20 protein-coding genes are annotated in these 22,580 nt (G+C 59.1%); 10 read left to right on the top strand and 10 right to left on the bottom strand.

Translation table 11 applies throughout. From position 1 onward, the window contains the following. Positions 1 to 33 precede the first annotated feature (33 nt). Positions 34 to 1,161 carry a DNA-processing protein DprA gene (gene dprA, locus INT39_RS13975; RefSeq protein ID WP_193074597.1) on the bottom strand — a complete coding sequence of 376 codons (1,128 nt, stop codon included), beginning with the start codon at positions 1,159 to 1,161 and terminating at the stop codon, positions 34 to 36. Between the two features lie 80 nt (positions 1,162 to 1,241). Further along, positions 1,242 to 2,267, bottom strand: coding sequence for a LysM peptidoglycan-binding domain-containing protein (locus tag INT39_RS13970; protein ID WP_193074596.1), 1,026 nt, complete (start codon positions 2,265 to 2,267; stop codon positions 1,242 to 1,244). 141 nt (positions 2,268 to 2,408) lie between these two features. Here INT39_RS13970 and def point away from each other — a divergent pair, with 141 nt between their 5' ends. The 5 genes from def (at position 2,409) to INT39_RS13945 (ending at position 8,179) form a co-directional block, all read left to right on the top strand. Continuing rightward, positions 2,409 to 2,921, top strand: coding sequence for a peptide deformylase (gene def / locus INT39_RS13965; protein ID WP_193074595.1), 513 nt, complete (start codon positions 2,409 to 2,411; stop codon positions 2,919 to 2,921). Positions 2,922 to 3,032: 111 nt separating this feature from the next. Next, complete coding sequence (fmt, locus tag INT39_RS13960; protein ID WP_193074594.1) at positions 3,033 to 3,986, top strand: methionyl-tRNA formyltransferase; 954 nt, start codon at positions 3,033 to 3,035, stop codon at positions 3,984 to 3,986. Next, positions 3,983 to 5,332: a 16S rRNA (cytosine(967)-C(5))-methyltransferase RsmB gene (rsmB, locus tag INT39_RS13955; RefSeq protein WP_193074593.1), complete on the top strand. Its 1,350-nt coding sequence runs from the start codon at positions 3,983 to 3,985 to the stop codon at positions 5,330 to 5,332. Before fmt ends, rsmB begins: the two co-directional genes overlap by 4 nt. After that, positions 5,329 to 6,702, top strand: coding sequence for a Trk system potassium transporter TrkA (trkA, locus tag INT39_RS13950; RefSeq protein ID WP_193074592.1), 1,374 nt, complete (start codon positions 5,329 to 5,331; stop codon positions 6,700 to 6,702). The genes rsmB and trkA overlap by 4 nt, the downstream gene beginning before the upstream one ends. A 28-nt stretch (positions 6,703 to 6,730) precedes the next feature. Next, positions 6,731 to 8,179: a TrkH family potassium uptake protein gene (locus INT39_RS13945; protein WP_193074591.1), complete on the top strand. Its 1,449-nt coding sequence runs from the start codon at positions 6,731 to 6,733 to the stop codon at positions 8,177 to 8,179. A 1-nt stretch (position 8,180) separates the two neighbouring features. Here the strand turns inward: INT39_RS13945 and INT39_RS13940 are convergent, their stop codons facing one another. Genes INT39_RS13940 through INT39_RS13915 form a run of 6 tightly spaced genes read right to left on the bottom strand, consistent with a single transcriptional unit; the run spans position 8,181 to position 13,416 of the window. Next, a complete protein-coding gene (locus tag INT39_RS13940; RefSeq protein WP_193074590.1) occupies positions 8,181 to 8,450 on the bottom strand; it encodes a PilZ domain-containing protein in 270 nt (89 codons plus the stop codon). 29 nt (positions 8,451 to 8,479) lie between these two features. Continuing rightward, complete coding sequence (locus INT39_RS13935) at positions 8,480 to 9,367, bottom strand: lysophospholipid acyltransferase (RefSeq protein ID WP_193074589.1); 888 nt, start codon at positions 9,365 to 9,367, stop codon at positions 8,480 to 8,482. A 49-nt stretch (positions 9,368 to 9,416) separates the two neighbouring features. Then, positions 9,417 to 9,815: a DUF1850 domain-containing protein gene (locus INT39_RS13930; RefSeq protein WP_193074588.1), complete on the bottom strand. Its 399-nt coding sequence runs from the start codon at positions 9,813 to 9,815 to the stop codon at positions 9,417 to 9,419. Then, positions 9,812 to 11,836, bottom strand: a complete 2,025-nt coding sequence (locus tag INT39_RS13925; protein WP_193074587.1) for a TRAP transporter permease — start codon at positions 11,834 to 11,836, stop codon at positions 9,812 to 9,814. Before INT39_RS13925 ends, INT39_RS13930 begins: the two co-directional genes overlap by 4 nt. A 26-nt stretch (positions 11,837 to 11,862) precedes the next feature. Next, positions 11,863 to 12,816 (bottom strand): TAXI family TRAP transporter solute-binding subunit, encoded by a 954-nt coding sequence (locus INT39_RS13920; RefSeq protein WP_193074586.1) that lies wholly within the window; start codon positions 12,814 to 12,816, stop codon positions 11,863 to 11,865. A 15-nt stretch (positions 12,817 to 12,831) separates the two neighbouring features. Next, entirely contained in the window at positions 12,832 to 13,416 is a 585-nt protein-coding gene (locus tag INT39_RS13915; RefSeq protein ID WP_193074669.1) for a DNA-3-methyladenine glycosylase I, read from the bottom strand. A 162-nt stretch (positions 13,417 to 13,578) separates the two neighbouring features. On the opposite strand from INT39_RS13915, the gene ppnN reads away from it, so the two are divergent. The 5 genes from ppnN to INT39_RS13890 all read left to right on the top strand — a co-directional run bounded on the left by ppnN (position 13,579) and on the right by INT39_RS13890 (position 19,330). Continuing rightward, the gene (ppnN, locus tag INT39_RS13910) at positions 13,579 to 14,949 is read left to right on the top strand and encodes a nucleotide 5'-monophosphate nucleosidase PpnN (protein WP_226944785.1); all 1,371 of its coding nucleotides are present in this window, start codon (positions 13,579 to 13,581) and stop codon (positions 14,947 to 14,949) included. A gap of 111 nt (positions 14,950 to 15,060) precedes the next feature. After that, positions 15,061 to 16,008, top strand: a complete 948-nt coding sequence (glyQ, locus tag INT39_RS13905; RefSeq protein WP_193074585.1) for a glycine--tRNA ligase subunit alpha — start codon at positions 15,061 to 15,063, stop codon at positions 16,006 to 16,008. Beyond that, entirely contained in the window at positions 16,008 to 18,062 is a 2,055-nt protein-coding gene (gene glyS, locus INT39_RS13900) for a glycine--tRNA ligase subunit beta (RefSeq protein WP_193074584.1), read from the top strand. Before glyQ ends, glyS begins: the two co-directional genes overlap by 1 nt. After that, a complete protein-coding gene (gmhB, locus tag INT39_RS13895) occupies positions 18,059 to 18,592 on the top strand; it encodes a D-glycero-beta-D-manno-heptose 1,7-bisphosphate 7-phosphatase (RefSeq protein WP_193074583.1) in 534 nt (177 codons plus the stop codon). The genes glyS and gmhB overlap by 4 nt, the downstream gene beginning before the upstream one ends. Before the next feature lie 3 nt (positions 18,593 to 18,595). Then, positions 18,596 to 19,330, top strand: a complete 735-nt coding sequence (locus INT39_RS13890) for a lysophospholipid acyltransferase family protein (protein ID WP_193074582.1) — start codon at positions 18,596 to 18,598, stop codon at positions 19,328 to 19,330. 78 nt (positions 19,331 to 19,408) lie between these two features. On the opposite strand, the gene INT39_RS13885 is transcribed toward INT39_RS13890, so the two are convergent. Further along, the gene (locus tag INT39_RS13885; protein WP_193074581.1) at positions 19,409 to 20,056 is read right to left on the bottom strand and encodes a metallophosphatase domain-containing protein; all 648 of its coding nucleotides are present in this window, start codon (positions 20,054 to 20,056) and stop codon (positions 19,409 to 19,411) included. A gap of 102 nt (positions 20,057 to 20,158) precedes the next feature. Then, on the bottom strand, positions 20,159 to 22,573 hold the full coding sequence (gene gyrB, locus INT39_RS13880) for a DNA topoisomerase (ATP-hydrolyzing) subunit B (protein ID WP_193074580.1): 2,415 nt from the start codon (positions 22,571 to 22,573) through the stop codon (positions 20,159 to 20,161). Between the last annotated feature and the right edge of the window lie 7 nt (positions 22,574 to 22,580).

The following is a 22,580-nucleotide window of genomic DNA, read 5'->3' as shown; positions in this document are numbered from 1 at the left end:
AGGGGAGCTCGGAAAAACCTGAGGTCCATTGTTTCAGGGCGGGCAGAAATCAGCCCGGCGCGAATATCCATGGGGGGTGTGCTGCACATGACCGCTCAGCTCAAGCTCCATCAGCCCCTGCAATACCTGATGAATCGGCAGATTGCTCTGCGTTGCCAGCCAATCTGCAGTCACCGCCTCATACCCCAGCCAACGCCACAGCGGATGCCTGACCTGCTCGGGTTCTGCAGACCGTTCTGCGGTAGCAATGGCGTCGCGCAGCGGCACCTGCAGCACGTTGAAAATATCCTGCACGGTTTCCACCAGGGTAGCGCCGTCGCGCAGCAGTCGATGACAACCACGCGCCTGCGGGTTGTGGATCGAACCGGGCATGGCAAACACCTCGCGGTTCTGCTCCATAGCCAACCGGGCGGTGATCAGCGAGCCGCTATTGAGACTCGCCTCGACCACCAGTGTACCCAGGCTCAGGCCACTGATGATGCGGTTACGCAGGGGAAATAGCCCGGCGTGCGGACTGGTGGACGGCGGCTGCTCGGACACCAGTGCGCCACCGGCGTCCAGAATATGCTCTGCCAGCTGGCGGTGCCGTCGTGGATAACAGTTATCCAACCCAGTGCCCCAGACTGCAATGGTTTGCCCACCGGCGTCCAACGCGCCCTGATGACAAGCCCCATCGATGCCCAGCGCCATGCCGCTGGTCACCAGCAGACCGCTCTGGGTAAAGCTGCGCGCAAAGGCGCGGGCAGTGGTTGCGCCCTGGGGACCCGGATTGCGGGTGCCCACCATGGCGATCTGTGGGTCAGTCAGCAGCCCCGGATTACCCCGCACAAACAGCACCAGTGGCGGATCGGTGATTTCACGCAGCAGCGGCGGATAGTCGGGGCCGTCGAACGTCAGCAAGTGGCAATCGGACTGCTGCAACCATGTCAGACACTGCTCGACACGTTCCAGCACCGCACTGGTGCCCTGCTGGCATTGCAGAATGGCATCCTGAATGCGTTTATTGAAACCCAGCCCACCGAGCGTCAACAGGTCGGCTGCAAACAACTCGGGCGGATCGGCAATATGGTCGAGCAGATGTCGTCGCGCAGCCGGTCCCAGCCCATCGAGCATGCTCAGGGCCAGCCAGGCCTGACGACGATCGGTCAGGTCGAGGGGCATGGGTCAGTCTTCAGTAGGGAGGGGGACGAGCCGAGAACAACATAACCACGCCGCCCATGATCGGGCGGCGTGGTTATTCATCAGGGATTGCGGACCTTGTCCATGATCGCCAGCTGGCGCTGGGCGTTCAGCACGATGCCGTAGCTCATGCGATCATAGACGCGGAATACCATCAGCAGACCGGCACGCTCGTCGGGCAATTGCACCCGCTCGTTCTGTATACGGTCGCGCACCGTTTCGCCGGTCTTGTAGATCGCCAGCACGTTGCCTTCTTGGAGATTGTCCCGGGTACCCTTGTTCAGGATCACCACGTCATACTGACCGATCTGGGTCACACCATTGGGCACATCGAGAATCAGACCCTCGATTTCACCTTCGGGATCGCTGGGAAAGAAGGTCGAGGCGACGGCGCGCTCTTCGGTTTCCAGCAGTCGGTCACCGATGCGTACTTCCTGGCGGCTGCGGGTGACCATCAGGGTGGTGATGTCGCGCTCTGTCGCCAGCACGTCGACATTGCCGATTTCCTGAGCGTGAATGCCGAGAAACTCACCGCTATCCGGATCGGTATAGGCCTTTCCGCGGCGATAGAGGCCGAAGGCAGGCATATCCTCGTCCACATCACCGCGGGCGTAGATACGGTTGCCGGCACCGGCCACCACACTTTCCGCTTCGCCACCGATGATATAGGGTGCGGCTTCCAGCTGATCGGCGTCGTCCATGATACGCCCGGCATTCAGGAAGGCATTGATGGCCTCCAGCGGAATGGTCGGGATGGCTTCGGCAACAGGTGAGGAGCGCACTGTGGGCGACAGCTTGATGGTGCCGCCTTGACCACGGTTGACCGTCAGACGAGGCTGACCGTCGATATACACCAGCGAGATGATATCGCCGGGGTAGATAAGATGGGGGTTATTGATCTGCGGATTGGCGTGCCAGATTTCCGGCCACTTCCAGGGTAGACTGAGAAACCGACCGGCAATATCCCATAGGGTGTCGCCCTTGACTACCTGATACCGCTCCGGGTGATTTTCCCTGAACACCGACTCCTGAGCCTGTACCAGAATGCTCATCGAGAGCAGCAACAGGCCGAGTAATGTTTTCCTCATGACATGAATCCCTTTATTATAGAGGCCAGCACCCAAAGTCCCATGCCTTCTCCGGCACGTGGACCAGCTATACTTCCAAGCTGCCTGCCATATTAGCAGCACCTTATGAATCAGTTCTACAAACGTACATCACAAACCGACATGGCTATATTAAATATTCTCGAATTCCCCGACCCCCGGCTGCGCACCATTGCCAAGCCGGTCGATGTTGTCGATGAACGCATCCGGCAACTGGTCGACGACATGTTTGAAACCATGTACGACGCGCCGGGGATTGGTCTTGCGGCCACCCAGGTGAACGTTCATGAGCGTGTCATCGTCATCGACCTTTCCGAAGATCACAGCGAACCGCTGGTGTTCATCAACCCCGAGCTGCTGCCGCTGACCGAGGAGCTCGAAGAGATGCAGGAAGGCTGTCTCTCGGTACCCGGTTTCTACGAGACGGTAACCCGTCCCGAGCGAGTACGCGTTAAAGCGCTGGGGCGCGACGGCGAGGCTTTCGATATCGTCTGTGAAGGCCTGTTGGCAGTGTGCATCCAGCATGAGTGCGATCACCTGAACGGTAAACTCTTTGTGGATTATCTGTCCAACCTCAAGCGTGACCGTATTCGCAAGAAACTGGAAAAAATCCACAAAGCGCAGGGCAACACCTGATAAAGAGCCCAAGGCCTGCTCCGGCAGGCCTTTTCTTTATCTGGAATACAACCATTCACCAAGCTGTGCCGATCAGTGCACCCGCTTGCTTATCCAACAAGGCGCCATTGCATGAGCAGCTCTGATCTACGCATCGTTTTCGCCGGAACTCCGGAATTTGCCGCAGCGCACCTGCAAGTGCTGCTGGAAGCCGGCTTGAATATCGTTGCCGTCTACAGCCAGCCGGACCGGCCTGCCGGGCGCGGCCACAAGCTGGCCATGAGCGCCGTCAAGCAGCTCGCGCTGCAACACGGCTTGCCGGTTCATCAGCCGGTGACGCTGCGCAACGCCGAGGCGCAAAGCGAGCTGGCTGCCCTGCAACCGGACCTGTTGGTGGTGGTGGCCTACGGGCTGATCCTGCCGCAGGCGGTGCTGGATATCCCGCGTCTGGGCTGCATCAACAGCCACGCCTCGCTGTTGCCGCGCTGGCGCGGAGCGGCGCCGATCCAGCGCGCCATTGAAGCCGGTGACAGCGCATCCGGCGTCACCGTGATGCGCATGGAAGCGGGACTGGATACCGGGCCCATGCTGCTCAAGAGCTGCACACCGATCAGCGCCGAGGATACCGGCGGCAGCCTGCATGACCGACTTGCAGAGCTCGGTCCGCAGGCGGTGTTGCAGGCTATCGACGGACTCGCCGCTGGCACGCTGGCAGATGAAAGGCAGGACGACAGTCTGGCTACCTACGCGCACAAGCTGGGCAAGGCCGATGCGCGCATCGACTGGACGCGGCCGGCTGGGGAGCTGGACTGCATGATTCGCGCCTTCAATCCCTGGCCACTGGCACACGCTCGCTGGCAGGATCAGCCGCTGAAAGTCTGGGCAGCAGAGCCGGAAGCCGGACAGGGCCAGCCGGGAGAAATTCTCGACTGCAGCAAATCCGGTCTGTTGGTGGCCTGCGGTGAGGGTGCATTGCGCCTGACTCGTCTGCAACTGCCTGGCGGCAAACCGCTGACCTTTGCCGATCTGTACAACGCCCGGCGCGACCAGTTCGCCGCGGGGCAGTTGCTGGCGAACGGGCAATGAGTCCGCGTCTGGCCGCAGCCAATGCGCTGGCCACCGTCATGGCCGGCAAGGCGTCATTGGGTAGCAGCTTGCCGGCACAATTGAAGCAGGTAGCGCCCCGCGACCATGCGCTGACCCGCGAGTTGGCACTGGGCACCGCGCGCTGGTTTCAACGGCTGGATGGGCTGGCGGGACACCTGATGCAAAAGCCGTTGAAAGCGGCTGACCGTGATCTGCACGCATTACTGCTGATCGGCATGTATCAGTTGTTGTATACCCGGGTTCCAGCCCATGCGGCGATTGGCGAGACAGTACAGTTGGCCGTCACCATGAAGAAAGCCTGGGCCAAGGGCATGCTCAACGCCGTGCTCAGGCGTGTACAGCGCGAAGGCACCGAACTGCTGGCCGAGCTGGAGCATGACCCGGTGATCCGCGTCTCGCATCCACGCTGGCTGCAGAAGACCTTCAAACAGGTATGGCCACAGCACTGGGAGGCGCTATGCGCCGCCAATAATCTGCATCCGCCGATGACCCTGCGGGTCAACCGCCGCCAGCACAGCCGCGATGCCTATCTCGAGCAACTGCAGGTTGCCGGTATCGCCGCGACAGCTTGCCCCTTCAGCGCCGACGGCGTGACCCTGGCCCAGCCCTGCGATGTACAGCAGCTGCCCGGTTTCCTCACTGGGGCCGTGAGTGTGCAGGACGAAGCCGCTCAGCTGGCAGCGCCACTGCTGGAATTGCAACCCGGCCAGCGGGTATTGGATGCCTGCTGCGCTCCAGGGGGCAAGACCTGCCATATTCTCGAGCAGCAAACCGACCTGAAAGAAGTCGTGGCGCTGGATCTGGAACCAACCCGACTGGTGCGTGTGCAGGAGAATCTGCAGCGCTTGGGCTTGGAGGCGACACTCAAGGCCGCCGATGGACGGGATCTGGATGTCTGGTGGGATGGCCAACCATTCGACCGCATCCTGCTGGATGCACCCTGTTCCGCCACCGGCGTGATTCGCCGTCATCCCGATATCAAGCTGACTCGCCAACCGGACGATATCGCCGCGCTGGCGGTGCTACAGGCTGAGCTGCTCGACCAGATCTGGCGCACCCTGGCAGTCGGCGGCATTCTGGTATATGCCACCTGCTCGGTACTGCCGCAGGAAAACACCCAGCTTATCGAAGCTTTTCTGGCGCACCAATCCGGCGCTCGGCAGCTGCCCATCACCGGTGATTACGGTCTGGAGCAGCCTGCCGGACGTCAATTGCTGCCCCAGCCGGACGGTCATGATGGCTTCTATCTGGCCAAACTGTTGAAGGTCTCCGCCAGTACACCGGCGAGTAGCTACACTGAAGCGGATAACAGGGAAGACGCATGAAAATTATCATTCTTGGCGCGGGTCAGGTCGGTGGCAGCCTGGCTGCCGAACTGGCCAGCGAAGCCAATGACATCACCGTGGTGGATACCGATACGGGGCGCTTGCGGGCGCTGAGCGATCGCCTGGATATTCGCACGGTGCAAGGCCGCGGCTCGCTACCGACGGTGATGCGCCAGGCTGGGGCAGATGACGCCGACATGCTGATCGCTGTGACCAGCAGTGACGAAACCAACATGATCGCCTGCCAGGTGGCCTATACCCTGTTTCGCACCCCCACCAAGATCGCCCGTATCCGCGAGTCGGCTTATCTGGTTCGCGGCCAGCTGTTCCAGAACGAGGCCATTCCGATCGATGTGCTGATCAGCCCCGAGCAGGCCGTCACCACCTATATCAAGCGCCTGATTCAGCACCCCGGCGCGCTGCAGGTACTCGATTTTGCCGGGGGCAAGGTGCAGCTGGTGGCGGTGCGCGCCTACTACGGTGGGCCGCTGGTGGGCCAGGAACTGCGGTACCTGCGCCAGCACATGCCAGGCGTGGAAACCCGCGTGGCGGCGATTTTTCGCCGCGACCGACCGATCATCCCTCAAGGCGATACCATCATCGAAGCCGATGACGAGGTGTTCTTCATTGCTGCCTCGCAGGATATCCGTGCGGTGATGAGCGAGTTGCGGCGGGTGGAAAAACGCAACAAGACCATCATGATTGCCGGTGGCGGCAATATCGGTGAACGCCTGGCCGAAGCCACCGAAAGCAGCTATCGGGTAAAGATCATCGAAAACAACCGCGCCCGTGCCGACTATCTGTCGGAAAACCTGGAGCAGGCCATCGTGCTTTACGGTAGCGCCTCGGACCGCGAGCTGCTGGTCGATGAAAATATCGAGGAAGTCGATATTTTCATCGCGGTAACCAACGATGACGAAGCCAATATCATGTCATCGATGCTGGCCAAACGTTTGGGGGCACGCCGGGTGATGGCACTGATCAACAATCCGGCCTACGTGGATCTGGTACAGGGCGGGCAGATCGATATCGCCATCTCACCATCTCAGGCCACCATAGGCACCTTGCTCGCCCATGTGCGTCGCGGCGATATCGTCAATGTGCACTCCCTGCGCCGTGGCGCCGCCGAGGCCATTGAAGTGGTCGCCCATGGTGATGCCCGCTCGTCCAAGGTGGTTGGCAAGGCGATCAACGAGATCAAGCTGCCGCCGGGGACCACCATAGGTGCGGTGGTGCGCAAAGAGGAAGTGTTGATTGCCCGGGACACCACCATCATCGAGTCTGACGATCATGTCATCTTGTTCGTGGTCGACAAGAAGCACATTCGTGATGTCGAGCGGTTGTTCCAGGTCGGTCTGACCTTCCTCTGACTTTCTATCCGGACAGGTAGCGCAGCGCATGCAGTATTCCCAGATCCAGCGCATTCTCGGCATTCTGTTGATGCTGTTCTCCTGCAGCATGCTGCCTGCAGCGGCTGTCGGCCTGCATTATGGCGAGCATGCTCGTGAAGCCTTTCTGGTGGGTTTCGTCATTACCCTGTGCGTCGGCCTGCTGGTGTGGTTGCCGGTGCGCAAGCGACGTAATGAACTGCGCACCCGCGACGGCTACCTGATCACGGTATTATTCTGGCTGGTACTGGGACTGTTCGGCGCGGTGCCGCTATATCTGCTGGACATGCCCGACCTGACCGTAGCCGATGCGGTGTTCGAGTCCTTCTCCGGCCTCACCACTACCGGGGCCACGGTGATTACCGGGCTGGATACTCTGCCACGCTCACTGTTGTTCTACCGCCAGCAGCTGCAGTGGTTCGGCGGGATGGGCATCATCGTGCTGGCCGTGGCCATCCTGCCCTTGCTGGGTGTCGGCGGCATGCAACTGTACCGCGCAGAAATGCCCGGCCCGCTGAAGGACAACAAGCTGACCCCGCGCATTGCCGAAACCGCCAAGGTGCTATGGTTCATCTATACCGGCCTGACCCTGGCCTGCGCCGGTGCCTATTGGCTGGCCGGGATGTCACTGTTCGATGCCATCGGGCATAGTTTCTCCACCGTGGCTATCGGCGGTTTCTCCACCCACGACACCAGTATCGGCTATTACGATAGTCCGCTCATCGAACTCATTTGCATGCTGTTCATGGTCATCTCGGGAATCAACTTCGCCCTGCATTTCACTGCCTGGCGATTCCGTTCGATCAAGAGCTACTGGCAAGACTCCGAGTGCCGCAGCTATCTGCTGATTCTCGTCGGCCTGTTCATTATCTGCAGCATAATGCTGATCTATTTCCAATATTACGATATTGCCTCGTCGATCCGCTTTGCGGCTTTCCAGACAATTTCCATCGCCACCACCACTGGCTTCGCCGTGACCGACTTTGCCTCCTGGCCGTCAGTGCTGCCGTTCATGCTGTTGTATGCCAGTTTTGTCGGGGCCTGCGCCGGCTCCACCGGTGGCGGCATGAAGGTCATCCGGGTGGTCCTGGTGTTCAAGCAGGGTGTGCGCGAGATCAAACGACTGCTGCATACCAACGGTGTGTTTCCGGTCAAGCTGGGAAGCTCGGCGGTGGGTGATCGGGTGGTGGAAGCGGTGTGGGGTTTCTGCTCGGTGTATGTGTTCACCTTTGCCGTACTGTTTCTACTGCTGCTCGGCACTGGGCTGGACTTCGTTACCGCTTTCTCCGCATTGACCGCGTGCATGAACAACCTGGGGCCAGGGCTGGGCGATGTGACAGCGCACTATGGTGATATGACGGCGACGGTCAAATGGATTCTCAGCTTCGCCATGCTGCTGGGCCGGCTGGAAGTCTTCACCCTGCTGGTATTGCTGACGCCGATGTTCTGGCGGCGCTGAATCAATCTTCGTCGAGAAAGGCCAGGCCCACGCCCTCACCGGCAACGACGCGCTGGATTACCATGCGCAGAACGGGCGCCTCGATCGGCATGTCCTGCACCTGCCCGGTGACCTCATCACCGACTGCCAGCGCTGCCAGATCCGGATGTTCGATGAACACACCGCCGTCGGACAGATCCTTGGTCTGGGCGGTCAGCGAGCCGAAGGCAGGGTGGCTGATCTTGATCCGGCATTTCATCATCGTCCGTGGATATTGCCGTTGGTTGCTCATAGCTTACATTCCTTGTCTTCAAGACTGTTTCAATACCATTTCTTCTCGCCGGCGGGGCGCTTCTTGAAGCGCTTCATGGTCCACATGTACTGGCTGGGCCAGCGCCGCACATAACCTTCAATGGTCGCGCTCATGGCGGCCACCGCGACGTTCTCGTCTTCACTGTAAAGCGCCTCGGGCGCCCGCTCCACTATCACCTTGAAACCACTGTGATCGGGCAAGCGTACGCAATGCAGGAACACACCATTGGCCGATCCGCCCTTGAGCAGGCCGGGAACGAACTTGCTGGTCAATGCCTGAATACCGAAGAAAGGTACGAACAGGCCGCTTTTCAATGCCGGTTCGGGGTCCGCGGGAATACCCACAGCGCCGCCCCGACGCACCTCACGCATGACGCTGATGATGCCTTCCCGAGTGGAGGCGGCCACCTTGTTACCCAGCTGGGTACGCTGCTTCTGCAGCAACTCGTCCACCGCTTTTTGCTTGGGCGGACGGTAAAAGATGATCGGAGAGCATTTCAGGCAGTACCAATGGTTGAGCACTTCCCAGTTGCCCAGGTGGCTGGTGATACCGACCAGCCCCTTGCCTTCGGACAGCGCCTCATCCAGTAGATGCTCGCCCTCCACCTCCTTGATAAGCGCCACGGTTTTCTGTGGGCTCCACATCCAGGCGCAGGCACTTTCGGCGAAGCTGCGGCCGATGTTGAGCAGGGTTTCACCAACCAGTTTTTCCCGCTCCACCTCCGACAATTCCGGCAGGCAGTGGGCGAAGTTGATGCGTACCACCTCACGCGAACGGTTCGGCAGCTTCCACATCAGCCAGCCGACAAAGGCGCCGAGGCGCTGCGCCACACCGAACGGCAGCAGCGAAAACAGCTTGAGAAAACCCACTACAAAAGCGCCTTTGAGCCTTTCCACTCACCACACTCCAGCATTTGAAAACGCCATTGTAGCCTGAGCGCTGGCATCATCCCAACGGTGACGGACAGCTCCACAATTCCACCACCGGTCGCAGCGGGCTCGGCGCGCCCAGCCAATCGGCCAGCGGATGGCAGCCAGTGCCGGTACACAGCTGATAATCACCCGCCGCCGGTGCACTGCTGCGCCCCAGTCGCAAGGGCTGCAGGGCGGGCAGTTGCGGCCGGTAGTGCCAGCTGCCATCCCTCAGCACCGCGTCCTCAGGTATTTCCATCCCCGCGCCACTGCCGCGCACTCTGGCCTCGCGCAATAGCAGACCGGTGGCGTCAATCTGATAGTCTTCTTCCCAACGTATCTTCTCGACGCTGTGATCCCAGGCCAGCGTGAACTCGGCCAATGGCAGCTGCGCCCAGATCACCCCAGCCAAGCCAAGACACAGGGTATTCATGCTGCAGCGGTCATGGCGCGACGTGCACGCCACCAATGCTGCGCCACGAAGACGGCGCCCAACGCGAAACCCAGTTCATCACTGATCGGCAACGCCAGAATCATCAGACCACCCGCGACAAAACCCAGCGGCATTTCCCACCACCTCATGCGCTGCATGAAATAACCGGTGAAAACAATGCCCCACAGGCCGATCGCAAAGGCCGCCTTGAACAGCATGTAAAGCGTCGCTGCCCAGTCACCGCCCTGCATCATCAGCGCTGGATTGTAGACGGCCATGAAGGGCACCACGAAACCGGCCACGGCGATACGTATCGCCCACATGCTGATCTTCAGTCCACTGGCACGGGCGATCGGCGCAGCAGCGAAGCAGGCGAGCGCCACGGGTGGCGTCAGGTCAGCCATGATGCCGAAATAGAACACGAACATGTGCGACACGATCAGCGGTACGCCCAGATCCAGCAGCGCCGGCGCGGCAATGGAGCTGGTGATGATGTAGTTCGGAATGGTCGGAATACCCATGCCCAACAGCAGACAGGTCAGCATAGTCAGCAATAGCGACAGGAACAGATTGTCCTGGCCGATCGCCAGAATATAGCCAGCAAAGGTCGAGGCCACCCCGGTCAGCGAAACAATGCCGATGATCACCCCCACCAGCACACAGGCAATCCCCACAGGAATCGCATGACGCGCCCCTTCCACCAGCGCGTGCAGGCAGATCAGCAAAGTATCGCGGCCACCCTTGATGAACCAGCAAGCCGCCATCAGTACACCGATGACACCGAAGATCACGCCAATGCCCAGCTGAAAGAAGCCGGCGCAGAGCACCCCGAGGGCCATCCAGAAGATGATCCGGATGGCAGTGGACGATACGCGCAAAATCAGCGCCGAACCGAGGATTACGATCGCCGTCAGTGCCAGGCCGATGGTCCCGGCAAACATCGGCGTGCGCCCGGAGAACAACAGCCAGATCAGCACTGCCAGCGGAATCAGCAGGAACCAGCGCTGCTTCACTGCAGCCCAGGCACTGGGGCATTCGTCTTTCGGCAGGCCATTGAGTTTTGAGCGGCGTGCCTCAAGGTGCACCATCCAGAATACCGAGCCAAAATACAACAGCGCTGGCAGCAAGGCCGCCTTGGCCACCTCGACGTAAGGCATGTTGATGGTTTCGGCCATGATGAAGGCCACCGCGCCCATCACCGGTGGCATGATCTGGCTGCCCATGCTCGATGTCGCCTCGACCCCCCCGGCAAATGCCGAGCGATACCCGAAACGCTTCATCAGCGGGATGGTGAACTGGCCGGTGGTCACCACGTTGGCCACGCCGGACCCGGTGATGGTGCCCATCAGCGCCGATGACACCACCGACACCTTGGCCGGTCCGCCGGCCTTGTGCCCGAACAGGCCCATGGCAAAATCAGTGAACAGACGGATCATCCCGGCCTGTTCGAGGAACGAGCCGAACAGGATGAACAGGAAAATATAGGTGGCTGACACATAGGTCGGCGTGCCGTACAGCCCCTCGGTGCCGAAGGACAGCTGATTGACCACCTGGTCCAGATAATAGCCGCGATGGGCCAGGTCGCCCGGCAGGTGATTGCCGAACAAGCCATAGGCAAGAAACAACCCGCAGATGATCGGCAAGGCAATGCCCATTACCCGCCGCGCCGCCTCGAAGACCAGTGCGATCAAGGTAATACCGACCACCATATCGGTGGTCGTCAGATCACCCGAGCGCTGGATCAGATCCGCCTCGAAGTACCACTGGTAGCCAAAAGTCGCCATGCCCGCCAGCCCCAGCACCCACGCCAGGGGTTGCCAGGGACGCGCATTGCCACGCAGTGGATAACTGAGATACACCAGCAACAGCAGAAAACCCACGTGCCCGGCACGCAACACCTGGGTGGATACCGGATGAAAGGCAGCGGTGACAATCTGATAACAGGAAAACAGCAGAGCCACATAAAACAGGGCTCTGGGCCAGTCGGCGGGGCTCGCACTGAGCCCCCGATCTTCACTCATGAGCTACTCCCGTGCATTGCCGAGGCTTATTCCAGAACGCCAGCTTCTCGATAGAACCGTTCAGCCCCCGGATGCAACGGAATCGGCAGGTTGCCCGCCGCGGTCTCCAACTTGATCGCCTTGGCTGCAGCATGGGCATTACCCAACGCATCCAGGTTGTCGAAGATCAGTTTGGTCATCTGGTAGGCAATATCCTCGGGCACCTTATCGTGGCTGACCAGGATATTGGTAATGGCGACAGTGGGCACATCCTCCTCCTGACCGTCGTAGGTACCGGCTGGAATCACCCCGGGCTGATAGGCCGGATTGTTGATTTTCTGCACCACCTCTTCCGGAATCGCCACGAAAGTTACCGGCATGGTGCTGGCCAGATCACGAATGGCGGCCATGCCCAGACCAGACGACTGCAGCGTTGCATCCAGTTGCCGATTCTTGATCAGCTCGACGGATTCGGCGTAGGGCAGGAACTCGACGCGGCGCATGTCGTCGTAGCTCAACCCCGCTGCAGCAAAGATCGCCCGGGCATTGAGCTCAGTACCGGATTTGGGTGCGCCAACCGAGATCCGTTTGCCCTTGAGATCCTCCAGCGTCTTGATACCGGATTCTTCACTGGCCACCACCTGGATGTAATTGCTGTACGTGCCGGCAATCGCGCGCAGACGTTCAAGCGGCGCCTTGAAGCCGGCGTCCTCCACGCCATTCCAGGCATCGGCCACCGAGTCACCGAGCGCAAAGGCCAACTCACCACGGCCGGCTTGCAACAGGTTGAGATTCTCCACCGAAGCCTTGGTCGCCTGCACTGAGGGTTTGGCCTCGTCGATCTGGTTATACAGCTGCGAGATGGCCACCCCGATGGGGTAATACACTCCACTGGTGCCCCCGGTGAGGACATTGATATAGGTCGGCGCAGCAAACACCGCGGCACTGGCGGTCAGCGCCGCGGTAGCGGCCAGCAGACCCAAACGTTTGGTCAGTTGCATGGATGGTCTCCATCGTTATTGTTGTTCAACGGTGGAAGTCCCACCGCCCAATTCCGCGTAGCGGAAACAATTCAGAGTATGGTCCATAACCATACCGGTCGCCTGCATGAATGCATAACAAATTGTCGGCCCGACAAAACTGAAACCGGCTTTCTTCAGTGCCTTGCTCATGGCCTGAGCCTGCGGCGTGATCGCGGGCACCTCGGCATGACTGGCAAAATGGTTGATCAGCGGCCGGCCATCGACAAACTGCCAGAGCCAGGCCGCCGGGTCGGTCCGCTCCACCAGGCTCAGCCAGGACCGGGCATTTTGCCTTGCAGCCTGGATCTTCAGCCGATTGCGAATGATGCCCGGATCCTGCATCAGTGTCTGCAGATCGGCATCGCTCTGCGCCGCCATGAATTGCACATCGAAACCGCAATAGACCTGCCGATAACGCTCGCGCTTCTTGAGTATGGTGATCCACGACAGCCCTGCCTGGAACCCGTCAAGCAGCAGTTTCTCGAATAACCGCTGCGCATCGTATTCCGGCACGCCCCATTCATGGTCGTGGTAGTGCTGATAGACGGGGTCAGAAGAGCACCATTGGCAGCGGGTTATGTCATTGCGTGAGGGGCTCAATGTGCCACTCCTGATTGTCGATCGAAGTGGGTTTTATACTCTGCATGGCGATGAAAGCCAACGCTGCAGAAAGACCCCGTTTGCATTTGCCGGGGCGCGGTAGCGTAAGATGGGGCATCCATTTTCAACGCGGAAGTGATAATGCCAAGACAAGTCGTCAACGTTTCAGTGAGCCCCCGGGGCAGTCTGGAAATCCTGTCCCAGCGTGAAGTCCAGAATTTGAGTCAGTTTGGCTCGGGCAGTACTTATCAGCTGTTCCGCCAGTGTGCGCTGGCGATTCTCAATACCGGTGCCCGCGTCGATAACGCCAAGACCATTCTCGAGGCCTATGCCGATTTTGAAGTGCATATCCATCAGCTTGACCGCGGCGTCAGCCTGGAGCTGCGCAATGCGCCGGCCGATGCCTTCGTCGATGGGCACATGATCTCCAGCACCCGGGAAATGCTGTTCAGCGCCCTGCGCGATATCGTCTATACCGAAAGCGAACTGCGCAATCAGCGAGCGGATCTGAGCAACTCGAATGGCATCACCGATTATGTATTCCACCTGCTGCGCAATGCCCGCACCCTGACGCCCGGCGTTGAGCCGAAGATGGTGGTGTGCTGGGGCGGCCATTCGATCAACACCGAAGAGTACAAGTACACCAAACGCGTCGGCCACGAACTGGGCCTGCGCAACCTGGACATCTGCACCGGCTGCGGACCCGGAGTGATGAAGGGCCCGATGAAGGGCGCGACCATTGCCCACGCCAAACAGCGAGTGACTGACGGTCGCTACCTGGGTCTGACTGAACCGGGCATCATCGCCGCCGAAGCGCCTAACCCCATCGTCAATGAGCTGGTTATCCTGCCGGATATCGAAAAGCGTCTGGAAGCCTTTGTCCGGGTCGGGCATGGCATCATCATCTTTCCGGGAGGTGTGGGTACGGCTGAAGAATTCCTCTATCTGCTGGGAATTCTGCTGCATCCGGACAACAGCGAACTGCCGTTCCCGCTGATCCTGAGCGGGCCGAAGGAATCAGCAGGCTATCTGCAGCAACTGCATGAGTTCGTAGGTGCCACCCTGGGTCCAGCGGCGCAGGCGCGCTACGAGATCATCATCGAAGATCCGGTGCTGGTCGCTCGCAAGATGAAACAGGGATTGGCTGAAGTAGAGCAGTTCCGCCGCGAGCGCAGCGATGCTTTCCACTTCAATTGGCTGCTGAAGATTGAGGAAAGCTTCCAGCGGCCCTTCGATCCGACCCATGAAAACATGGCCAATCTGGAGCTGCGCCGCAGTACGCCACCACATGAACTGGCTGCCAACCTGCGCCGGGCGTTTTCCGGCATCGTCGCCGGCAACGTCAAGGACAAGGGTATCCGCCTCATCGAACAGTATGGGCCTTACGAGATCCATGGCGATCCGGAAATCATGCAGCCACTGGAAGCATTGCTCACTGCCTTTGTCGAGCAGCAACGGATGAAACTGCCCAACGGCTCCGCCTACCAGCCTTCCTACCGCGTCGTCAGCTGATCCCTCGCGGCCCCTGTCGGGGCCGCGGACCAACAATTATCCGGCCGCGCTGTATGCCTTCCCGTCGGGATTGTATACTTCGCCCTTTCTTCACAGTTGACCGGTGAAAACGTGACTCAGACAAATCCCGCCGCCCAAACCTTTCAGGGCCTGATCCTTGCGCTGCAGAACTACTGGGCGCAGCAGGGCTGCGTATTGCTCCAGCCCTATGACATGGAAGTAGGTGCCGGCACTTTCCATACCGCGACCTTCTTGCGCTCCATTGGCCCGGAAAACTGGAACGCGGCCTATGTTCAACCCAGCCGCCGCCCGGCTGACGGCCGCTACGGCGAGAACCCCAACCGTCTGCAGCACTACTACCAGTTCCAGGTGGTGCTCAAACCGAATCCGGACAATATCCAGGAGCTGTATCTGGATTCGCTGCGCCATATCGGCATCGACCCATTGGTACATGACATCCGCTTCGTGGAAGACAACTGGGAATCGCCGACGCTGGGCGCCTGGGGTCTGGGTTGGGAAGTCTGGCTGAACGGGATGGAAGTCACTCAGTTCACCTACTTCCAGCAGGTGGGCGGTATTGAATGCTACCCGGTCACCGGTGAGATCACCTACGGTCTGGAGCGCCTGGCCATGTACCTGCAGGGCGTGGATTCAGTCTACGACCTGGTCTATTCCGACGGTCCGTTCGGCAAGGTCACCTATGGCGATGTGTTCCACCAGAACGAGGTAGAACAGTCGACTTACAATTTCGAGCATGCCAACGTCGAAAAACTGTTCGAACTGTTCAGCTTCTACGAAAGCGAAGCCAACCGGCTGATCGAGGCTGAGTTGCCCCTGCCAGCCTATGAAATGGTGATGAAGGCGTCTCACACCTTCAACCTGCTGGATGCCCGCCGCGCGATCTCCGTGACCGAACGTCAGCGTTACATCCTGCGCGTGCGGACTCTGGCTCGCGCCATTGCCCACAGCTATCTGCATGCCCGCGCCAAGCTCGGCTTCCCCATGGCCAGCCCCGAATTGCGTGATGAAGTACTGGCCAAATTGAAGGAGGCCGAATAATGCTGGCTTTGGATTTTCTGGTTGAACTGGGTACCGAAGAACTGCCGCCCAAGGCTCTGAAGCGTCTGGCCGAAGCGTTTCAGGAAGGCGTGGAAAAGGGTCTGAACGAGGCCGGTCTGCAATATCAGTCGGCACGTTACTTCGCGGCCCCCCGGCGTCTGGCGGTGTTCGTCGAGCAATTGGCAACACAGCAACCTGACCGCACCAGTCAAATGGACGGCCCGCCACTCAAGGCGGCCTTTGATGCCGAGGGCCAGCCGACGCAGGCCGCGCTGGGTTTTGCCCGCAAATGCGGTGTCGAACTGAGTGAGCTGGACCAGAGCGGTCCACGTCTGCGCCATGTACAGAGCATTCCCGGTCAGGCTTCCGCCGACCTGCTGCCGGCCATTGTGGATAACGCCCTGGCCGCGCTGCCGATTCCCAAGCGCATGCGCTGGGGCGCCGGCAAGACCGAATTCGTGCGCCCGACCCAGTGGCTGGTAATGCTGCAGGGCGACAGCATGATCCCCGGCGAGATTCTGTCCCAGCAGGCGGGTCGTACCTCCCTGGGCCATCGCTTCCATCATCCCGGCGAGGTGCGCATCAGCACCCCAGCCAGTTATGCCGATGACCTGCGCCAGGCCCATGTCATCGCCGATTTCGCTGAACGCCGCGAACTGATTCGTCAGCGGGTGGAACAGCTGGCCAGCGAACAGCAGGGCACCGCGATCATTCCCGATGACCTGCTGGACGAAGTGACCGCGCTGGTCGAATGGCCGGTACCGCTGGTGTGCAGCTTCGAGGAACGCTTCCTCGATGTACCCCAGGAAGCGCTGATTTCCACCATGCAGGATAACCAGAAGTACTTCTGCCTGCTGGATGCCAAAGGACGTTTGCTGCCACGCTTCATCACCGTGGCCAATATTGAAAGCAGCGACCCGGCGCAGATCATTTCCGGTAACGAAAAGGTGGTTCGCCCCCGTCTGACCGATGCCGAATTCTTCTTCCAGCAGGACAAGAAACACTCGCTGGAACAGAACAATGAGCGACTGGCCAATGTGGTATTCCAGGCGCAGTTGGGCAGCGTGTATGACAAGGCCGTCCGGGTTTCCCGCCTCGCCGCCTTCATTGCCGAACGCATTGGCGGCGATACGACCAACGCGGCACGTGCCGGTCTGCTGAGCAAATGCGATCTGGCCAGTGAAATGGTCGGTGAGTTCCCTGAGCTGCAGGGTATCGCCGGCTATTACTATGCCCGACACGATGGCGAAGCCGAGGATGTGGCGCTCGCGTTGAATGAACAGTACATGCCGCGCGGTGCGGGTGCAGAGTTGCCGAGCACGCTGACCGGCGCAGCGGTGGCCCTGGCCGACAAACTCGATACCCTGGTCGGCATCTTCGGTATCGGCATGCTGCCCACCGGTAGCAAAGACCCCTATGCATTGCGCCGCGCTGCGCTGGGTGTACTACGCATCCTCATCGAGAAGCGGTTGGAACTGGATCTGCACGCAGCTCTGGAAGCCGCCATTGCGCAATATGGCGACGCAGTAAAAAACGAAGGTCTGGTCGACCAGGTACAGGACTTCATCTTCGACCGCCTGCGTGCGCGCTATGAAGACGAAGGCATCGATGTGGCTGTGTATCAGTCAGTGCGCGCCGTGCACCCTGACTCGCCGCTGGATTTCGATCAGCGCGTACAGGCAGTCCAGGCATTCCGTCGCCTGCCGGAAGCCGCTGCCCTGGCCGCCGCCAACAAGCGGGTGTCGAATATTCTGGCCAAAGCTGACAGCGCGGTGCCAGCCACAATCGAGCCGACGTTGTTGAACGAGACCGCGGAGAAGACCCTGGCCGACGCCGTGCTGGTGGCCGAGGCCAAGGTTGCCCCCTTGGCTGCTGACCGTCAGTACCGCGCCACACTGGAACACCTGGCCTCTCTGCGCGAGCCGGTGGATGCGTTCTTTGACCAGGTACTGGTCAACGCTGAAGATCCACAGGTCAAAGCCAACCGCTATGCGTTGCTGGCCCGTCTACGCGGTCTGTTCCTGGGCGTCGCTGACATCTCGTTGCTCGGATGAAACTGATCATTCTCGACCGCGACGGGGTCATCAACGAAGACTCCGACGCCTTCGTCAAATCAGTGGATGAATGGATCCCCCTACCGGGGTCCATCGATGCCATCGCCCGACTGAGCCAGGCCGGCTGGACGGTGGCCATCGCCACCAATCAGTCCGGTCTGGCACGCGGCTATTTCAGCGAGCAGACATTGCAGGCCATGCACCAGCGGTTGCGTGATCTGGTCACCGAGCAAGGCGGAAGGGTGGACCTGATACGGCACTGCCCGCATGGCCCGGATGATGGCTGCGATTGTCGCAAACCGCTGTCCGGCCTGTTTCAACAGATTGCCGCGCATTACGCTGTTGCTCTTGATGGCGTGCCAACGGTTGGCGACAGTCTGCGCGACTTGCAAGCCGGTGCGGCGATGGGCTGTCAGCCCTATCTGGTACGTACCGGAAAAGGTCGGATGACCGAAGGTAAAAGTCTGCCTGCCGGTACCCGTGTGTTTGATGATCTGGCCGCCGTGGCCAGTTACCTGCTGGAATCCTGATCCATGTCTGTGTTGATGGTCCTGCGCGTCACCCTGTTCTATCTGCTGCTGTCCGCCAGCGCCGCCGTATGGGGTCTGCTGATGCTGATTATCGCTCCGTTTCTGCCATCCCGTATGCGTTTCAAGCTGGTACTGGAATGCTGGTGCCGCTTCGCTATCTGGCTGACCCGCTGGATGGTCGGTATTCGCTATGAGGTTACCGGTCTGGAGAACATTCCCGATCAGCCCGGTGTCATCCTGTCGAATCACCAGAGCACCTGGGAAACCTTCTTCCTGCAACAGATCTTCCGCCCGCAAACACAGCTGATCAAAAAGGAACTGCTGTACGTTCCCTTCTTCGGTTGGGCCTACGCGCTGCTCAAACCCATCGCCATCAATCGCAGCAAGGCGCGTAGCTCTCTACAGCAGCTGAACCGCATCGGTGGCCAACGCCTGCGGGATGGCATGTGGGTGCTGGTGTTCCCTGAAGGCACCCGGGTGCTGCCTGGCAGCCCGATCAAGTTCACTCGGGGGGGCAGCGCCCTGGCCTGCGCCAACAACGCTCCTGTGGTGCCTGTGGCGCACAATGCCGGTGAGTTCTGGCCTCGCAACGGCTGGGGCAAGCGCCCCGGTACGGTACAGGTAAGAATCGGACCGGCAATCTATCCCAAGGGTGCGGACCCACGCTCCATCGTCGAGGTCAACAAGCAGGCCGAAGCCTGGGTGAACAAGGCGATGCAGGAAATGCAGCCCCGCTGAAGCAGAACGCATGAAAAATCCCCGGCAGATCACTCTGACCGGGGATTTTTTATGGCTGAAAGATAGGCAGGAAAAACCCTATTCTCCTGCGTCATCCAGATCGAGGATAACCGGAGGGTTATACGGCTCGTAGCGCTCGGTACAAGTGCTGGCGTTAACCAGTTTCGTGTGGCCCCGCTGATATAACCCGTAGCCCTCATGGATATGGCCGAAAACCACCGCCTTCAGAGATAACTCATCAATCCGCTCAAGGAGATCCCGGCAGCCCACATTGCGGCAAACCATATCTATATCAACCATATCGCCAAACCCTTGTGGCGGTCCGTGGGTGATGAGCACATCGGTAGCTTCCGGAATCAGCGCCCAGGCATCGTGAAGCGGCTGCCCGCGGTCGAGCATGAAGGCCCAGTCCATAAAGGCCGGCGTCCAGGGCGAGCCCCAGAACCTGACACCTTCAATCTCGACACCGCTGTCTTCCAGATAGATCGCATTGCTCAAGGTTTCCCTGGCCAACTCCGGAGTGTCCTGAAACGCCCAGTCATGGTTGCCGGCAATCACTATCTTGTAACGGTGAGGCAAGGTCCCCAGCCAGTTGTTGAGATCCTCAATATTACCCAGCGTGCCTTGGCCCAGGCTGTCTCCAGCATGAATCAGTACATCCCCATCCGGGATGTGCGGGATACCCCAATGCAGGCTGTGGGTGTCGGATATGCATACGAGCTTCATTTTTGTTTCCTTAACAAAAAGGCCCGATAAAAACGCTATCGGGCCTCTCGTCTCGCACGGATCAGCCGTTTAACCTTGGCTGAACCTCTTAACCTGAAAAAACTACACGTCCAGGTTCGATACCGCCAGTGCGTTACGCTCGATGAATTCGCGGCGGGGTTCCACGTGGTCGCCCATCAGCGTGTTGAAGATCTGGTCGGCGGCGATGGCGTCGTCGATGTTGACCTGCAGCATGCGGCGGTTTTCGGGGTCCATAGTGGTTTCCCACAGCTGGTCGGCGTTCATTTCACCCAGCCCCTTGTAGCGCTGGATGGTATGCCGACGTGCCGTTTCGTTCATCATCCATTCCATGCCTTCCTTGAAGAACTTGATCGGCTTCTTCTTCTCGCCACGCTGCATATAGGCACCGTCTTCCAGCAGGCTTTGCAACTTCTCACCCAGGTCGGCCATGCTACGGTAGTCATTACTGGCGAACAGATCACGGTTGAAGGTGATATAGCTGGCCTGACCGTGGGAAATGGTTTCCACCTCGGGCAGCCACAACTGACGCTCCTTGTCCTCGCGCAGACTGACGGTATATTCTTGCCCCGATCGCTCTCCGCTTTTCACCATATTTTCAAATGAAATCAACCAGTTAACCATAAACTCATGGTCCGCCAGGTTTTCCCTGGACAAGCGCGGCAGGTAAATGAAGTGTTCCATCAATTCCTGTGGGTAAAGACGGCCGAGTCGTTTGAGCGTCGCCATCACTCCACGGTATTCATTCACCAGACGTTCCAGACCTTCCCCGGTAATTCCCGGCGCGTGTTCGTTCACATACAGATAAGAATCTTCCAACGCGGATTGGGTGAGATAGTTTTCCAGGGCATCATCATCCTTCAGATATTGCTCCTGCTTACCCTTTTTGATCTTGTACAGCGGCGGCTGGGCAATGTAGATGTAACCTTTCTCGATCAATTCCGGCATCTGACGGAAGAAGAAAGTCAGCAAGAGCGTCCGGATGTGTGCGCCGTCGACGTCAGCATCGGTCATGATGATGATGTTGTGATAACGCAGCTTCTCGATGTTGAATTCATCACGGCCAATACCGCAGCCCAGCGCCGTGATCAGCGTACCGACCTCCTGGGAGGACAACATGCGATCAAAACGGGCTTTTTCCACGTTGAGAATCTTGCCTTTGAGCGGCAGAATCGCTTGAGTCTTGCGGTTACGGCCCTGTTTGGCTGAGCCACCCGCAGAGTCTCCTTCCACAATGTAGAGTTCGGAAAGAGCTGGATCTTTCTCCTGACAGTCCGCCAGTTTGCCTGGCAAACCGGCAATATCCAGGGCGCCTTTACGGCGGGTCATTTCCCGGGCTTTACGCGCGGCTTCGCGAGCCCGCGCTGCATCGATCATCTTGCCAACAACCGCTTTGGCCTCGCTGGGTTTTTCCAGCAGATAATCGCTGAAGAACTTGTTCATCTCCTGTTCAACGGCGGTTTTCACTTCCGAAGAAACCAGTTTGTCTTTGGTCTGCGAAGAGAACTTGGGGTCTGGCACTTTTACTGAAACGATAGCAGTCAAACCTTCACGGGCATCGTCACCAGAGGTACTGACCTTCATCTTTTTCAGCAGGCCTTCCTGCTCGATATAACTGTTCAATGTACGAGTCAGAGCACTGCGAAAGCCCACCAAGTGAGTACCACCATCCCGTTGGGGGATGTTATTGGTAAAGCACAGCAGGCTTTCGTTAAAGCTGTCATTCCACTGCATCGCGATTTCAACTGCAATGCCGTCATCACGCTGGACATTAAAATGAAACACCGAGTTGACTGTGGTTTTGTTGACGTTGAGGTAATCAACAAAGGCGCGCAAACCACCCTCGTATTTGAACAGCTCCTGCTTTCCGCTGCGCTCGTCAACCAGATGAATTCCCACACCCGAGTTCAGGAATGAAAGCTCACGCAGACGTTTGGCAAGAATATCCCAGTTAAAACTGATGCTGGTAAAGGTTTCTGCAGAGGGTTTGAAGTGGATCTGGGTACCAGAGCTATCAGTGTCACCCACCGGCGCCAGAGGGGCTTGTGGGACGCCGTGACGATAAGTCTGCTCCCATACCTTGCCGCCACGGCGAATAGTCATCACCAGCTCCTCAGAGAGAGCGTTGACGACAGAAACCCCTACACCGTGCAGACCACCAGACACCTTGTAGCTGTTATCGTCGAACTTCCCACCGGCGTGTAGCACAGTCATGATGACTTCGGCTGCGGAGACGCCTTCTTCGTGGATATCCACCGGAATACCACGACCATCATCCCTTACCGTAATGGATTCATCAGTATGGATGGTGATGCTGATGTCAGCACAATGTCCTGCCAGCGCCTCGTCAATGGAGTTATCCACCACCTCAAACACCATGTGGTGCAGACCGGTTCCGTCATCCGTATCACCGATATACATTCCGGGGCGTTTACGCACCGCATCAAGGCCTTTAAGTACCTTGATACTTGATGAATCGTAAGCTCTTTCTTCGGTCATTTTATAA

It is taken from the genome of Pseudomonas sp. FME51, from assembly GCF_014897305.1.
Note: the sequence above shows the minus strand (reverse complement) of the source record. Positions and strands in the feature narration are given on the sequence as shown.

Bases quoted from the DNA above. Each gene is read 5' to 3' on its own strand.
- gyrB (WP_193074580.1), bottom strand. From the start codon at position 22,573: ATGACCGAAGAAAGAGCTTACGATTCATCAAGTATCAAGGTACTTAAA.
- dprA (WP_193074597.1), bottom strand. From the start codon at position 1,161: ATGCCCCTCGACCTGACCGATCGTCGTCAGGCCTGGCTGGCCCTGAGC.
- INT39_RS13920 (WP_193074586.1), bottom strand. From the start codon at position 12,816: ATGCAACTGACCAAACGTTTGGGTCTGCTGGCCGCTACCGCGGCGCTG.
- rsmB (WP_193074593.1), top strand. From the start codon at position 3,983: ATGAGTCCGCGTCTGGCCGCAGCCAATGCGCTGGCCACCGTCATGGCC.
- INT39_RS13940 (WP_193074590.1), bottom strand. From the start codon at position 8,450: ATGAGCAACCAACGGCAATATCCACGGACGATGATGAAATGCCGGATC.
- INT39_RS13890 (WP_193074582.1), top strand. From the start codon at position 18,596: ATGTCTGTGTTGATGGTCCTGCGCGTCACCCTGTTCTATCTGCTGCTG.
- INT39_RS13885 (WP_193074581.1), bottom strand. From the start codon at position 20,056: ATGAAGCTCGTATGCATATCCGACACCCACAGCCTGCATTGGGGTATC.
- def (WP_193074595.1), top strand. From the start codon at position 2,409: ATGGCTATATTAAATATTCTCGAATTCCCCGACCCCCGGCTGCGCACC.
- INT39_RS13970 (WP_193074596.1), bottom strand. From the start codon at position 2,267: ATGAGGAAAACATTACTCGGCCTGTTGCTGCTCTCGATGAGCATTCTG.
- INT39_RS13925 (WP_193074587.1), bottom strand. From the start codon at position 11,836: ATGAGTGAAGATCGGGGGCTCAGTGCGAGCCCCGCCGACTGGCCCAGA.
- trkA (WP_193074592.1), top strand. From the start codon at position 5,329: ATGAAAATTATCATTCTTGGCGCGGGTCAGGTCGGTGGCAGCCTGGCT.
- ppnN (WP_226944785.1), top strand. From the start codon at position 13,579: ATGCCAAGACAAGTCGTCAACGTTTCAGTGAGCCCCCGGGGCAGTCTG.
- glyS (WP_193074584.1), top strand. From the start codon at position 16,008: ATGCTGGCTTTGGATTTTCTGGTTGAACTGGGTACCGAAGAACTGCCG.
- gmhB (WP_193074583.1), top strand. From the start codon at position 18,059: ATGAAACTGATCATTCTCGACCGCGACGGGGTCATCAACGAAGACTCC.
- fmt (WP_193074594.1), top strand. From the start codon at position 3,033: ATGAGCAGCTCTGATCTACGCATCGTTTTCGCCGGAACTCCGGAATTT.
- INT39_RS13945 (WP_193074591.1), top strand. From the start codon at position 6,731: ATGCAGTATTCCCAGATCCAGCGCATTCTCGGCATTCTGTTGATGCTG.
- INT39_RS13930 (WP_193074588.1), bottom strand. From the start codon at position 9,815: ATGAATACCCTGTGTCTTGGCTTGGCTGGGGTGATCTGGGCGCAGCTG.